Origin of the sequence: Nocardia grenadensis NBRC 108939 (assembly GCF_001613445.1) — a bacterium.
Lineage (GTDB): Bacteria > Actinomycetota > Actinomycetes > Mycobacteriales > Mycobacteriaceae > Nocardia > Nocardia grenadensis.
Genome location: NZ_BDCJ01000019.1, coordinates 142,366 through 156,757, shown reverse-complemented (window position 1 = coordinate 156,757; position 14,392 = coordinate 142,366). Strand labels below are relative to the sequence as shown.

Genomic DNA, 14,392 nt, shown 5'->3' with positions numbered 1-14,392 from the left:
GCAGAACCGTTGGCCGGGATAGTGGCCGCGGACCACGCCGCCGCGCAATTACAGATTATGCCGATCACCGGATTGCCGGAATTCCGGCCCGGTGACGATCTCGCCGAACATATCGCCGCCCGGGCGCCCTGGCTGGCCGACGGTGATGTCCTCGTGGTCACCAGCAAGATCGTCGCCAAGGCCGAGGGCCGGATCGTGCCGGCCCCCACCGATCCGGAGGAACGCGATGCCGCGCGCCGACGGCTGGTCGAACAAGAGGCGGTGCGGGTGGTGGCGCGCCGCGGCCGGACCCTGATCACCGAGAACCGGCTCGGTATCGTGCAGGCCGCGTCCGGCGTGGACGGATCCAATGTGGAGCACGGTGAATTGGTGCTGCTGCCCGCCGATCCCGACGGCAGCGCGAAGGGATTGCGTTCGGCACTGGGCGCGCGACTCGGGGTGAATATCGCGGTGGTCGTCACCGACACCATGGGCCGTGCCTGGCGTAACGGGCAGACCGATGTCGCTATCGGTTCGGCGGGACTGCCGGTGCTGCACGACTACGCGGGGGCCGTCGACGGACAGGGCAACGAACTACAGGTCACCCAGGTGGCGATCGCGGACGAGCTGGCCGCCGCGGCGGACCTGGTGAAGGGCAAGCTGGGCGGGGTCCCGATCGCGGTGGTGCGCGGCCTGTCCGTGGCCGACAACGGTTCCGGCGCAGCCGATCTGGTGCGCGCCGGTACCGACGACCTGTTCTGGCTCGGCACCGCCGAGGCGATCGCGCGCGGCCGCGGGGAAGCGGTGCTGATGCGCCGCTCGGTCCGCAGCTTCGCGCCCCACCCCGTCGACCCCGAAGGGATCCGCGCCGCGGTCGCGGTGGCGCTCACCGCACCGGCTCCGCACCACACCCGCCCGGTGCGTTTCGTCTGGTTGCGCGACGAGGACCGGCGGCGACGGTTGCTCGAGGCGATGGCCGGCGAATGGCGGGCCGATCTCGCGGCGGACGGTCTGGATCCAGAGCGGGCCGAACAGCGGGTGAACCGCGGCCGCATTCTGTTCGACGCACCCGAGGTGATCATCCCGTTCTGCGTCCCCGACGGCGCCCATGACTATCCGGACGACCGCCGCCGCGCCGCCGAACAGACCATGTTCACCGTCGCGGTCGGGGCCGCTGTCCAAGGACTGCTGGTCGCCCTGGCGACCGAGGGGCTGGGCAGCTGCTGGATCGGGTCGACCATCTTCGCCCCGCAGACGACCCGGGAAGTACTCGGCCTGGACGACGAATGGAGCCCGCTGGGCGCCATCGCGGTCGGGCATCCCACCGAGGAACTCCGGCCGCGTCCCCCGCGTGACCCGGCCCCGGGGCTGGTGGAACTGTGACCACCGAATCGCTGCACGCGTCGGCGACCGAACTACTGACCGCGTGGCGGCCGGATTCGGGCGCCGACGCCTCGCTGCGGGAGGCGATGCTGGCCTTCCTCGGCTCGGCGCCGCGCGGCTGCCTGCGGGAGCACGCACCCGGGCATATCACCGCCTCGGCCGTGGTGTTCTCCGCCGACGGCCGCGAGGTACTGCTGACCCTGCATCCGCGGGTCGGACGCTGGATCCAGCTCGGCGGGCACTGCGAGCCCGATGACGACACCGTGGCCGCCGCCGCCCTACGCGAGGCCACCGAGGAATCGGGAATCCCCGGGCTCCGGCTGGAGCCCGAACTCTACGGTGCCCAGGCGCATCCGATCACCTGTTCGCTCGGTGCCCCGACCCGGCATCTGGATCTGCTGTTCCGGATCACCGCGCCCCCGGGAGCTGTCCCGGTGCGTAGCGCGGAGTCCGCCGATCTGCGGTGGTGGCCCGTCGACGGGCTGCCCGCGGACGCCGATGTACTGATTTGCTGAGGAGCCCGCTGCTCGGCCGGTCACGGCTGAGCAGCGGTTTCGCTCGCGGATGGCCTCGGAAACGGGTCGCTACATAACGTATGCGTGAACCCGAATCCGTTCTTTACCGAACTTATAAACGTGTCCGCTTCGGGCCTTCTTCGCGTTTACCGTGTCAGGAGTGAGTGTGGTGCGCCCAGTGCGCCCGGCGTGAGGAAGTCGGACAGCAGGTCGGAGCCTGCCCATGCCCCTATCAGAAGTGAGACGGAGATGCCTGTCGAGCCCTTCGAATCCACTCCACCCGAATCTTGGCGTGACCCCAAGCGGTACCTGTGGCTGTGGGGTCTGCTGGCGCCCACCGGACTGTTCGTCATCGGTATCCCGGCGGTCTGGGCGCTGGCTGCCATGGGCCGTCCCGGTCTGATCCATATCGTGTTCTGGCTCGGGCCCATCCTGCTCTATCTGATCATCCCGATAGCCGATCGAATGGTCGGGACGGACGGATCCAACCCACCCGAATCGACCGTGGCCGCGCTGGAGCGGGACAGGTACTACCGCTACCTCACCTACCTGTATCTGCCGTGCCAGTACGCGACCCTGCTCGCCGGTGCCTACCTGATCACCGCCGACGGCGCGCAGCTGCCGGTCGAGGGTGGGCTGTACCTGATCGACAAGATCGGCCTGGCCGTAACGATGGGGGTGATCGGCGGCATCGGCATCAACACCGCGCACGAGCTCGGCCACAAGAAAGTGGGTCTGGAGCGGCGGCTGTCCAGGATCGCGCTCGCGCAGAGCGCCTACGGCCATTTCTATATCGAACACAATCGTGGTCATCATGTGCGGGTAGCGACCCCCGAGGACCCGGCCAGCGCCCGGTTCGGCGAGAGTTTCTGGGCATTTTTGCCGCGGTCGGTCCGGGGTGGCCTGCGCTCGGCGTGGTCGCTGGAACGTACCCGCTTGCAGCGGCTCGGGTTCGGGCCGTGGAACCGGCGTAACGATGTGCTGACCGCCTGGCTGCTGACCGTGGTGCTGTTCACCGCGCTCGTCCTCGTGTTCGGGATCGAACTACTGCCGTATCTGCTGCTGCAGGCGGTGGTGGGATTCGGCTTGCTGGAGGCGGTGAACTACACGGAGCATTACGGTCTGGCGCGGCAGCGTACTTCTTCCGGACGCTATGAGCGCCCCACCCCCGCGCACAGCTGGAACAGCGATTTCCTGGTCACCAATATCTTTCTCTACCACCTGCAGCGGCACAGCGATCACCATGCCTACCCGACCCGGCGATACCAGGCGCTGCGCACCTGGCAGCAGGCCCCGGCGCTGCCCGCCGGGTACGCGGGAATGATCACCCTCGCCTATGTGCCGCCGCTGTGGCGGCGCGTGATGGACAAACGGGTGCTGGCGCACTACGGCGGCGATATCACCCGCGCGAATATCCATCCTCCGGTGCGGGACCGGGTACTCGCGCGCTACGGCACGACCGCGATGGAGGCTCCGGAATGAGCGAATACCGCTGCCCCGTGTGCGACTACGTCTACGATGAGCGCGCGGGTGCCCCCCGTGAGGGTTTCCCGCCGGGTACGCCCTGGTCGGAGGTGCCCGACGACTGGTGCTGCCCGGACTGCGCGGTCCGGGAGAAGATCGATTTCGAGCCGTTGCCCGCCGGGCCCCGCGGCCGGTGGTAGCCCTATCGACCGAAAGGCCGGTGTGCTCCATGACCGATTACAAGCTGTATCAGTGCGCCCAGTGCGGCTTCGAATACGACGAGGCCCTCGGGTGGCCGGAGGACGGTATCGCGGCCGGTACCCGCTGGGACGATATTCCCGACGATTGGACGTGCCCGGACTGCGGTGCGGCCAAGTCGGACTTCTTCATGATCGAAATCGAACGAACTTGAAACTTTGACTCACATGGTGGGTTCGTGCCAGTGTCGCTGATATGCCGAGCACCGGAGCCCGGAACACCACCCAGGGGTCTGCGCGTGAGCTGCTGCGCACAACCATCCTCGACGCGATGCGCGACCTGCTGGTGCAGCGTGACTGGTCCAAGATCACGCTCACCGATGTGGCGGCCGGTGCCGGGGTGAGCCGCCAGACCCTCTACAACGAATTCGGTTCGCGTGGTGGGCTCGCCGAGGCCTACGCCGTCCGGCTCGCCGACCACCTGGTGGACCATGTGGAAACGGCGCTGGCCGCCAATGTGGGAGATGCCCAGGCATCCATCCGGGACGGTCTGGCGCGCTATTTCCACGATTCGGCCCAGGACCCGCTCGTGCAGTCACTGCTGCTGGGTGAGGTGAAACTCGACCTGCTCCGGCTCATCACCCTCGACGCCGGGGCGCTGATCGCCCATGCCACCGAGCGGCTGTCGACGGTGATGCAGCGCAGCTGGATCGCGCTGACGCAGGCCCAGGCCCGTACCTTCGCCCACGCGCTGGTGCGGTTGGCGATCAGTTACATTCCCACCCCGCCGCCGCCCGGTCACGATGCGCCGGCCGAACTGGGGCGAGTTTTCAGCCCCTACGTCGCGGCCGTGCTCGCCGAACGTGGATTGCGGTGAATTCGCTGTTTCGAAGGATATGGCGTTATCACACGCTCATGCTGACGATTGATCGATAGCGGAGAGGTCGCGGGGTTGCTCGGATGCGGGGTGACTCGACCCCCGGTGCGGTACCGGTGTGTAACGGTGCCCACGTTCGGAGCGAACAAGGACGCATCGGTGACGCATATTCTGTCAATATGTAGGCCGCTGTCGGTACGGGTTCTCAATATGCGGGGCAAAAAGTGCAATTGGTTGGTAAGTCGGCTGGATCGGCCGATCCCAAACGCCATCTGTGGATTCTCGGACTGATCGCACCGGCCTGTGCGCTGTTGCCGTCACAGCTGGTGCTGCACACCGGCATCGAGGTGTTCTGGTGGCTCGGGCCGATCGTGGTGCTGGTGATCATTCCGCTGCTCGATGTGCTCGTCGGCGACGACGGCACCAACCCGCGCGACGAGGATTACGAGACTCTTTCCAATGATCGCTTCTACCGCTGGTGCACCTACCTCTTCCTGCCCTTCCAGCTCATCGGCCTCACCCTGGCCGGCTACCTGTGGGCCGGTTCCGAGCTGAGCGTCCTCGACAAGATCGGACTCGCCACCACCCTCGGACTGGTCTCCGGAATCGGTATCAACGCCGCACACGAACTCGGGCACCGGGTGGAACACCTGGAACGCTGGCTGGCCAAGGTCGCCCTGGCGCAATCCGGGTACGGCCACTTCTTCGTCGAACACAACCGTGGCCACCACGCCCGGGTCGCCACCCCGGATGATCCGGCCAGTGCCCGGCTCGGTGAGAGCCTGTGGACCTTCCTGCCGCGGAGTGTGATCGGTGGCTTCCGCTCCGCGATCACCCTCGAGCGGGAACGGCTGCGGCGGGCCGGTCGCGGCTGGTGGAGCCCCCGCAACCACATCTTGCAGGCCTGGTCGATGACCGTGGCGCTCTTCGGTGCCCTGATGCTGGTCTTCGGCTGGGAAATTCTGCCGTACCTGCTGTTGCAGGCGGCGCTCGGCGCCGGGCTGCTGGAAACGGTGAACTACATCGAGCACTACGGACTGCTCCGGGAACGTAAGCCGGACGGCCGCTATCGCCGGTGCACTCCGCGCGACAGCTGGAACAGCGACCGGCTGGTCACGAATATCTTCCTTTTCCATCTCCAGCGGCACAGCGACCATCACGCCAACCCGGGGCGCCGGTACCAGACCCTGCGAAGTTCGGACGAGGCTCCGCAACTGCCCGCCGGCTACGCGGCCATGGTGGTGCTGGCCATCGTTCCGCCGCTGTGGCGGCGGGTGATGGACAAACGGGTCCTCGCCCACTACGACGGCGATATCAGCCGGGCCCATCTGTCTCCCGGTAGGCGCCGCCGGCTGCCGGTGGCGGCCCAGGGCCCTGTCGCGGCCTGATCACCGGACCCGCCGGGAGCGTTACCGATCGGCTATCGCACCGACCGGCACACCCGCACCACAGTGCGGGCCAACCGGCTAGCCTTGCGATCGAGACCGTGTTTATCGGGCATGAGCGAGGGCCCTGCGTGGTGACGCTCCGCTACCGCCTCCGGGCCTGACTCGCTCATGCCCTAACCGAGAGAAGGCTGATCCACGCTGATGACGACCTCCGAACTGCCTCGAACCTCGCTGAGCACCGATACCCGCAACGGTGTCGAATACAAGGTCGCGGATCTGGCGCTGGCCGATTTCGGCCGCAAGGAGATCCGGCTGGCCGAGCACGAGATGCCCGGATTGATGGCCCTGCGCCGCGAGTACGCCGATGTCGCCCCGTTGAAGGGTGCCCGGATCTCCGGTTCGCTGCATATGACCGTGCAGACGGCTGTGCTGATCGAGACCCTCACCGCGCTGGGCGCGCAGGTGCGGTGGGCCTCCTGCAATATCTTCTCCACCCAGGACCACGCGGCCGCGGCCGTGGTGGTGGGCCCGCACGGCACGGTCGACGCGCCGCAGGGCACTCCCGTTTTCGCCTGGAAGGGCGAAACGCTGGAGGAGTACTGGTGGGCGGCCGAGCAGATGCTCACCTGGCCCGGCGAGCCGGCCAATATGATCCTCGACGACGGCGGCGACGCCACCATGCTCGTCCTGCGCGGAGCCCAGTTCGAGAAGGCGGGGGTGGTTCCACCGGCCGACGAGGAGCATTCCGCCGAGTACACCGTGTTCCTGAACCTGCTGCGTGACCGGTTCGAGAGCGACAAGGGTAAGTGGAGCGCGATCGCCGAAAGCGTCAAGGGCGTCACCGAGGAGACCACCACCGGCGTCCTACGGCTCTACCAGTTCGCCGCCGCCGGCGAGCTGAGCTTCCCCGCGATCAATGTCAACGATTCGGTCACCAAGTCGAAGTTCGACAACAAGTACGGCACCCGGCATTCGCTGATCGACGGCATCAACCGCGGCACCGATGTCCTCATCGGCGGTAAGAAGGTGCTGATCTGCGGTTACGGCGATGTGGGCAAGGGTTGTGCGGAATCGCTGGCCGGCCAGGGCGCCCGCGTCCAGGTCACCGAGATCGATCCGATCAACGCCCTGCAGGCGCTGATGGACGGCTTCGACGTGGTCACCGTGGAACAGGCCATCGCCGACGCCGATATCGTCATCACCTCCACCGGCAACAAGGACATCATCACCCTCGAGCATATGAAGGCGATGAAGGACCAGGCCATTCTCGGCAATATCGGCCATTTCGACAACGAAATCGATATGGCGGGCCTGGAACGTTCCGGCGCGACGAAGTTGAATATCAAACCCCAGGTCGACCTGTGGACGTTCGGGGAATCCGGTAAGTCCATCATCGTGCTGTCGGAGGGACGTCTGCTCAACCTCGGCAACGCCACGGGCCACCCCTCGTTCGTGATGAGCAACAGTTTCTCCAACCAGGTGATCGCGCAGATCGAACTCTGGACCAAGCCGGAAGAGTACGACAACGAGGTCTACCGCCTGCCCAAGGTGCTCGACGAGAAGGTCGCCCGGATCCACGTGGAGGCGCTCGGCGGCACGCTGACCAAGCTCACCAAGGATCAGGCCGAGTACATCAACGTCGACGTCGAAGGTCCGTTCAAGCCCGAGCACTACCGGTACTGATCCCACCGGATCGGCCAACTCCATGCGCGCCCACCTGGCCCGCAGGTGGGCGCGCATATCCGAGTAGGCTGCTCCATATGGGTGTGCTGGTCTCGGTCGAAGGCCTCGACGGTGCGGGTAAGCGGACGCTGATCGCCGGGCTGGCGGCCGCGCTCGACAGTCGCGGACTCCGGGTCGCTACCCTCGCGTTCCCGCGCTACGGCCGGTCGGTGCACGCGGATCTGGCCGCCGAGGCATTACGCGGCGCGCACGGTGATCTGGCGGCGTCGGTGAACGCCATGGCCGTTCTGTTCGCGCTCGACCGGGCCGAGGCCGCCGACGAACTGGCGAAATTGCTCGTCGACAACGATATCGTCGTGCTGGACCGGTACGTGGCCTCCAATGCCGCCTACAACGCGGCCCGGCTGGGCCAGTCCGCCGACGGGGAAATCGTGCGGTGGGTGGGGGAATTGGAATTCGGCCGGTTCGAACTCCCGGTACCGCGGGTGCAGTTGCTGCTCGATGTTCCGGTCGAGGTCGCGGCCTCTCGCGCGCGCCGCCGCGGTGAACACGATGCGTCGCGCGACTTGGACGCTTACGAACGCGACGGCGGATTACAGGAACGTACCGCCGAGGTGTACCGTGATCTTGCTCGGCGTGATTGGTACGGAACCTGGTGGGTTTTCCGATCCACCGAAGAAGACGGTTCCGGCCGGCTCGCCGGGGAAATGAACTCATTGGCCGCGCGGCTCGCCGCATTGGTCGCGAATTAGTGTTGGATATCCGGCGGGAACGCGCCACTGTGTGGCGTGGCGGCCCGTTACGAGCGCGGGAGATGACAACATAGTAACTATGAAGCCGAAGATTCTGGTCGTCGACGACGATATGGCGCTCGCGGAGATGCTCACCATCGTCCTGCGGGGCGAGGGTTTCGATCCGCACGTGGTCGGCGACGGCACCCAGGCCCTGTCGGCAGTTCGTGAGATCCGGCCCGATCTGGTGCTGCTCGATCTCATGCTGCCCGGGATGAACGGCATCGATGTGTGCCGGGTGCTGCGCGCCGACTCGGGTGTGCCGATCGTGATGCTCACCGCCAAGACGGACACTGTCGATGTGGTGCTCGGTCTCGAATCCGGAGCCGACGACTACATCGTCAAACCGTTCAAACCGAAGGAACTGGTGGCCCGGGTCCGGGCCCGGCTGCGCCGCACCGAGGAAGAACCGGCCGAGCTGCTGAACATCGCCGATATCGTGATCGATGTCCCGGCGCACAAGGTCACCCGCGAGGGCGCGCAGATCTCGCTCACGCCGCTGGAGTTCGATCTGCTGGTGGCGCTGGCCCGCAAACCGCGCCAGGTGTTCACCCGCGAGGTACTGCTGGAACAGGTCTGGGGTTACCGGCACGCCGCCGACACCCGCCTGGTGAACGTGCATGTGCAGCGACTACGAGCGAAGGTCGAAAAAGATCCGGAGAATCCCGAGATCGTCTTGACCGTCCGCGGTGTGGGGTACAAGGCCGGTCCGCCGTGATCCGGCTCGAGGGCCCGGGTCCGGAGGCGCTACCTTGCGCGACCACGTAGGGTCGGACGCCGGTCGGAAAGTCGGACAGAACGGGCGTCTCGCCGACGCGCGGGAGGCGTTGGCACCGGTCAACGAATGGTTCCAGCATGTCGGCCGATCGCTGGGTCTGCTGTGGCGGCGTTCGTTGCAGTTGCGGGTCATCGTTTCGACTCTCACACTGTCGCTGATCGTCATCACGGTGCTCGGTGTCGTGCTGACCAGCCAGATCACCGACCGGCTGCTCGATGCGAAGATCAATGCCGGAGTCGAGGAGATGGACCGGGTCCGCAATACGGTCGAAACCCAGCTGGCCGGGGTCCACGATCTCACCAGCCAGGAGCAGCGGCTGACCAACGCCCGGGACTCGCTGTCCAACCGTCGCGATTCGAGCCGGACCGGCGGCGCGGCGGGCAGTTTCGATTCGGCGCTGAGCATGATCGGCGGGACTCCGCAGCAGGTGATCACCGCCGGGCCCATCAAAGAGGTGCCCGACGCGCTGCGCCGGTTCGTCCAGCGCAACCAGGTCAGTTACCAGTTCGCCACCGTCTCGGACCCGGACGGCTACCACGGTCGCGCGCTCATCATCGGCAGCCCCAGCGCCGAGGTGCCCACGCTGGAGATCTATCTGATCTTCCCGCTGGGCAACGAGGAACGCAGTCTGGCGCTCATGCGCGGGACCATGCTGGTCGGTGGTGTGGTGCTGCTGATCCTGCTGGCCGCCATCACAGCCCTGGTGACCCGGCAGGTGGTGCTGCCGATCCGGTCGGCCGCCCGGATCGCGGGCCGGTTCGCCGACGGCCGGCTCAAGGAACGCATGCTGGTGCGTGGCGACGACGATATCGCCCGGCTGGCGAAAGCGTTCAACGAAATGGCCGAGAGCCTGTCCAACCAGATCAACCAGCTGGAGGAATTCGGCAATCTGCAGCGGCGCTTCACCTCCGATGTCAGCCACGAGTTGCGTACCCCGCTGACCACGGTGCGGATGGCCGCCGATCTCATCCACGGCAGCAGCGACGATCTCGATCCCGCGCTGGCCCGCAGCGCCGAACTACTGGTCACCGAGTTGGACCGCTTCGAAGGCCTGCTCAACGATCTGCTGGAGATCTCGCGCCACGATGCAGGCGTCGCCGAACTCCAAGTGGAGTCGCTGGATGTGCGGATGTGCGTCCGCGCGGCCATTTCCACGGTGCGGCATCTGGCCCGGGACACCGGTATCGAGGTGGTCATCGACCTGCCCGAGGAGCCGGTGGTCGCCGAGGTCGATCCGCGCCGGGTGGAGCGGGTGCTGCGCAATCTGCTCGCCAACGCGATCGACCACAGCGAGGGCAAACCCGTCCTGATCCGGATGCGCGGTGACACCGAAGCCAACGCCCTCGCCGTGGTGGTGCGGGATCAGGGTGTCGGTCTGCGGCCGGGGGAGGAGAAACTGGTGTTCAGCAGGTTCTGGCGGTCCGACCCTTCGCGGATGCGCCGGTCCGGGGGGACCGGGCTCGGTTTGTCGATCAGCGTCGAGGACGCCAACCTGCACGACGGCAAACTCGAGGCGTGGGGACGACCCGGGGTCGGCGCGAGTTTCCGGCTGACCCTGCCACTGATCCGCGGCCAGAAGCTGGGTAAGAGCCCGCTACCGCTGGAACCCGGTATGCGCCGGGCGCCGCGACGGCCGCACACCGAGAGCGAGCGGGTCGGCGGCGAACGGGTGGAACTCGGCCCGCCGGTCACCGAAACCGAGCCGTGGGCGCCCCTGCCCGCGGCACCCGCCGAGCCGGACACGGGCACTGCGGAACCGGAAACCCCGGCGCCGGGAGTGCCGGCGGTCGAGACGCACGACGCCGGTCCGGATTCCGGACCGTCCGCGCGCAATCCGGAAGCCGGACCGGGTGACGCCGCGAACCCACAGCCACCCGGCCCGGCCGGTGGCTCGGTGCCCACCACCGACCGCGGGGACCGGAAGTCATGAGCGCACGCAGGCGGTGGTTCCGGCAGTTGGTGGTGGCGGCGGCGGTGATCGGCCTGGCCGCCACGGGCGGTTGCGCGAATCTGCCCGACTCCTCGCAACCCCAGGCGCTCGGCACGATCAACCAGGAACCGACCGCCGAGGGGCCCCCGGCCCCGACGCCGGGGCGGGATCCGGATCTGCTGCTGCGCGATTTCCTGCAGGCCACCGCAGATCCCGCCGACGGCCACCTCGCCGCCCGCCAGTACATGACGCCCGCCGCGTCGACCCAGTGGAACGACACCGAATCGACCGTGATCGTGGAGCGCGCGGATACCCTGCGGGAATCGCGTAACGAGAACGAGGCGACCTACGTGCTGCGCGCGCGTAAGGTCGGCGAGCTCGCCGCGGACGGGTCGTACCACGCGGTGGACGGGATCATCGAGAACAAGATCGAGATGATCCGGGTCGACGGCCAGTGGCGTATCGACGAACTGCCCGACGGCGTGGTGATGGAGTACAGTGCGTTCACCCAGTCCTACCGGCGGCACGCCCTGTACTTCGTCACCGCCGACGGCCAGCATGTGGCGCCGGATCTGCGCTGGGTCGCGGGGCGCCCGGACGAGCTGGCGCAGCAACTGGTGGCGAAGCTGATTTCCGGCCCGCAGCCGTATATCGCTCCGGTCGTACGCAACTACCTGGCCCCGCCTGTCGCGGTGCGCGGGACCGTCACCAAGGCCAACGGTGATCCGGTGGGCGTCGGCGTGGGCCTGGGCGGCGTGCGGATCGACTTCACCGGGATCGGCGAACTGAGCCCCCGTGACCGGGAATTGTTCGCTGCCCAGGTGGTGTTCACCCTCGCTGGGGCCGATGTGCTCGGCCCCTACATGCTGCTCGACGACGGCCGGCCGCTGGACGAGCGGTTGGCCGGCAACGGCTGGTCGATCGACGATCTGGGACCGCTCGCCGATTCCGTGGAGCCGGACGCCCTGATCGGACTGCACGCGCTGCGCGAGGGCAAGCTGGTCAAGGTGGAGGAGAATCGTGCCCCCGCCCCGGCCCCGGGCTACTTCGGTGACGTACAGAACCTGCAGTCGGTGGGGTTGTCGCCGGACGGGAAGCTGGTGGCCGCCGTCGCCGACGCGGGCCGCGAGCCGCCGCAGCCGCAGCGCACGCTGATGGTGGGCAGCTACGGGGGTAACGCGTTCCCGGTCGCCGAGGGCGGGGCCATCACCCGCCCGTCCTGGACCGCCGACGGCAGCGCGGCCTGGGCGGTTATCGACGGGAATCGGGTGATCCGCGCGGTCACCAACCGCGATACCGGCACCGTGTCGGTCCAGGAGGTGGATACCGCCCAGTTGCTCGCCCCGAGTTCCGGGCCGACCTTCGAACTGCCGATCACCGAACTGCGGATCTCCCGTAACGGCGTCGGCGCGGTGTTGATCGCCGATGGCAAGGTGTACGTCTCCATGGTGTTGCGGCGGCCGGACGGTGCCTTCGCGCTCACCGCACCGCGCCAGATCGCCATGGAGTTGAGTACCGCCGCGACCTCGGTCGACTGGTTCAGCGACGATACGGTCATCCTGGCCACCGCGGGCAATGTGGATCCGGTGCGGACGGTGAAGATCGACGGCTCCGGTATGGCTTCGCTGGGCGGCCGCAACCTCACTCCGCCGGTCCGCCAGGTCACCGCTTCCATCGAACGCCAGTATGCCGCCGATTCCCGCGCGGTACTGGAATTCACCCGCACGCCCGAAGGCGGCGATCCCTACTGGCGTGAGGTTCCCGGTCTCGGCGCGGACGCCGTGCCGGTGCTGCCGGGCTGAACCCGGCCTCGGTTGTCGGTGTCCACCGGCACACTGTGCGTATGCGGACACTGCTGGATCTGGTCGTACCGTCGGAATGCGGCGGTTGCCGCCTGCCCGGGACACCGTGGTGTGCCGAGTGCGCCCGCAGTGTCTCCGGCCCGCCGATCCGGGTGTATCCCCGGGCCGATCCGGGGGTGCCGTGCTGGGCGCTGAGCCGCTACCACGGCCCGGCGCGGCAGGCCGTACTGGCGGCCAAGGAACGGCACCGTCGTGATCTCGCCCGCCCACTGGGGCTCGCCCTCGCGGCCGGACTGGCCGAGTTGCGGGCACCGGACCGGCCCCTGATACTTGTACCTTCGCCGAGCCGGCGGGCCGCGGCGCGGCGGCGCGGTGGCGACCCGGTACTGCGGTGCGCGCGGATCGCGGCCCGATCGCTGGGCAGTTGCCAGGTTCTGCCTTGTCTGAGAGTCTGGTGGGGAGTCCGCGATTCGGCCGGTCTGTCGGCGCGCGAGCGCGACCGCAATCTACGCGGCCGGGTGAGCGCCGCGCCGCTATCGGCGCACGCGCTGAACGCGCAGGTCGTTCTGGTCGACGACGTATTGACGACAGGTGCCACCGTGTCCGCGTGCACCCGGGCCCTCGTTGCCGCAGGAACACGCGCGGATGGCGTATTCGTGACGTGTGCTGGGTGAATCCGGGAAATTTGCGTGAACAGTGGCGAACCTCCGATCCTCGTACTAGCGTCGCGTGCACACACCCGATCCGGGAGTTTGGAGGTGGGCCTCGTACATCACGTGCCGGCCGACTGGATCCGACATGGCCGGCACCGTTTCATCCCGCCGCATGCGACGACAAGTGTGCGGCCGAATCCGGGAGGTACGCGTGACGACTACTTCACGACCTTCAGTTCAGGACACAGCCGAGACGCAGCTGGACGACCAGTTGGACCGACCGCGGGACACCCGGGCGGATATCGTCGTCAAGGGCCGCAATGTCGAGGTTCCCGACCATTTCCGAATCTATGTGTCGGACAAGCTGTCCCGGCTGGAACGCTTCGATCCATCGATTTTCCTCTTCGACGTGGAGCTGTTCCACGAGCGCAACCGTCGTCAACGCAAGAACTGCCAGCGGGTGGAGATCACCGCGCGCGGTAAGGGTCCGATTGTCCGGGCCGAGGCCTGCGCGGACAGTTTCTACGCCGCATTCGAGGCCGTGACCGCCAAACTGGAAAGCCGGCTGCGTCGCACGAAGGACCGTCGCCGCGTCCACTACGGCGAGAAGACTCCGGTCTCGGTACACGACGCCACCGCCGATCTGGCCGATGAGGCGCTACTCGGCGACCTCTCCGGAATTCCGCACGACCACTATCCGCACAGTGCGAAACGGTCCGATTTCGCGGCCGATTACCCCGAATACGAGGGGCCCGGGCATATCGTGCGCACCAAGGTGCACTCGGCGATCCCGATGACGGTAGACGACGCCCTCTACCAAATGGAGTTGGTTGGCCACGATTTCTTCCTGTTCCAGGACAAGGAAACCGATCGTCCGTCGGTGGTCTATCGCCGGCATGCCTTCGACTACGGCCTGATCAGGCTCGCCTAGCCGACACTGCAGCCGACCGGT

At 67.3% G+C, this 14,392-nt stretch carries 14 protein-coding genes; all 14 read left to right on the top strand.

Annotated features, from left to right (window positions below; genetic code table 11):
• Nucleotides 1–9: 9 nt before the first annotated feature.
• The gene (locus tag NGR01S_RS20660) at nt 10–1,362 is read left to right on the top strand and encodes a coenzyme F420-0:L-glutamate ligase (RefSeq protein WP_157107362.1); all 1,353 of its coding nucleotides are present in this window, start codon (nt 10–12) and stop codon (nt 1,360–1,362) included.
• Nucleotides 1,359–1,877 (top strand): NUDIX hydrolase, encoded by a 519-nt coding sequence (locus NGR01S_RS20655; RefSeq protein WP_063039249.1) that lies wholly within the window; start codon nt 1,359–1,361, stop codon nt 1,875–1,877. The genes NGR01S_RS20660 and NGR01S_RS20655 overlap by 4 nt, the downstream gene beginning before the upstream one ends.
• Before the next feature lie 249 nt (nt 1,878–2,126).
• Nucleotides 2,127–3,359: an alkane 1-monooxygenase gene (locus tag NGR01S_RS20650; RefSeq protein WP_063039247.1), complete on the top strand. Its 1,233-nt coding sequence runs from the start codon at nt 2,127–2,129 to the stop codon at nt 3,357–3,359.
• Nucleotides 3,356–3,541 (top strand): rubredoxin, encoded by a 186-nt coding sequence (locus NGR01S_RS20645; RefSeq protein ID WP_063039245.1) that lies wholly within the window; start codon nt 3,356–3,358, stop codon nt 3,539–3,541. The genes NGR01S_RS20650 and NGR01S_RS20645 overlap by 4 nt, the downstream gene beginning before the upstream one ends.
• 29 nt (nt 3,542–3,570) lie before the next feature.
• Nucleotides 3,571–3,753 carry a rubredoxin gene (locus NGR01S_RS20640; protein WP_063039243.1) on the top strand — a complete coding sequence of 61 codons (183 nt, stop codon included), beginning with the start codon at nt 3,571–3,573 and terminating at the stop codon, nt 3,751–3,753.
• A 41-nt stretch (nt 3,754–3,794) separates the two neighbouring features.
• Complete coding sequence (locus NGR01S_RS20635) at nt 3,795–4,415, top strand: TetR/AcrR family transcriptional regulator (RefSeq protein WP_063039241.1); 621 nt, start codon at nt 3,795–3,797, stop codon at nt 4,413–4,415.
• 230 nt (nt 4,416–4,645) lie between these two features.
• Nucleotides 4,646–5,803 carry an alkane 1-monooxygenase gene (locus NGR01S_RS20630; RefSeq protein ID WP_245664685.1) on the top strand — a complete coding sequence of 386 codons (1,158 nt, stop codon included), beginning with the start codon at nt 4,646–4,648 and terminating at the stop codon, nt 5,801–5,803.
• A gap of 201 nt (nt 5,804–6,004) precedes the next feature.
• The gene (gene ahcY / locus NGR01S_RS20625; protein ID WP_063039237.1) at nt 6,005–7,486 is read left to right on the top strand and encodes an adenosylhomocysteinase; all 1,482 of its coding nucleotides are present in this window, start codon (nt 6,005–6,007) and stop codon (nt 7,484–7,486) included.
• Between the two features lie 77 nt (nt 7,487–7,563).
• Nucleotides 7,564–8,238 (top strand): dTMP kinase, encoded by a 675-nt coding sequence (locus NGR01S_RS20620; protein ID WP_063039235.1) that lies wholly within the window; start codon nt 7,564–7,566, stop codon nt 8,236–8,238.
• Between the two features lie 79 nt (nt 8,239–8,317).
• Nucleotides 8,318–8,995, top strand: a complete 678-nt coding sequence (gene mtrA, locus NGR01S_RS20615) for an MtrAB system response regulator MtrA (protein ID WP_033243239.1) — start codon at nt 8,318–8,320, stop codon at nt 8,993–8,995.
• A 109-nt stretch (nt 8,996–9,104) separates the two neighbouring features.
• The gene (mtrB, locus tag NGR01S_RS20610; protein WP_084481534.1) at nt 9,105–10,985 is read left to right on the top strand and encodes an MtrAB system histidine kinase MtrB; all 1,881 of its coding nucleotides are present in this window, start codon (nt 9,105–9,107) and stop codon (nt 10,983–10,985) included.
• Nucleotides 10,982–12,787, top strand: a complete 1,806-nt coding sequence (lpqB, locus tag NGR01S_RS20605) for an MtrAB system accessory lipoprotein LpqB (RefSeq protein WP_063039233.1) — start codon at nt 10,982–10,984, stop codon at nt 12,785–12,787. The genes mtrB and lpqB overlap by 4 nt, the downstream gene beginning before the upstream one ends.
• A gap of 41 nt (nt 12,788–12,828) precedes the next feature.
• Nucleotides 12,829–13,461 (top strand): ComF family protein, encoded by a 633-nt coding sequence (locus NGR01S_RS20600; RefSeq protein WP_063039231.1) that lies wholly within the window; start codon nt 12,829–12,831, stop codon nt 13,459–13,461.
• A 190-nt stretch (nt 13,462–13,651) separates the two neighbouring features.
• Nucleotides 13,652–14,371: a ribosome hibernation-promoting factor, HPF/YfiA family gene (hpf, locus tag NGR01S_RS20595; RefSeq protein ID WP_063039229.1), complete on the top strand. Its 720-nt coding sequence runs from the start codon at nt 13,652–13,654 to the stop codon at nt 14,369–14,371.
• The last annotated feature ends 21 nt before the right edge of the window (nt 14,372–14,392 follow it).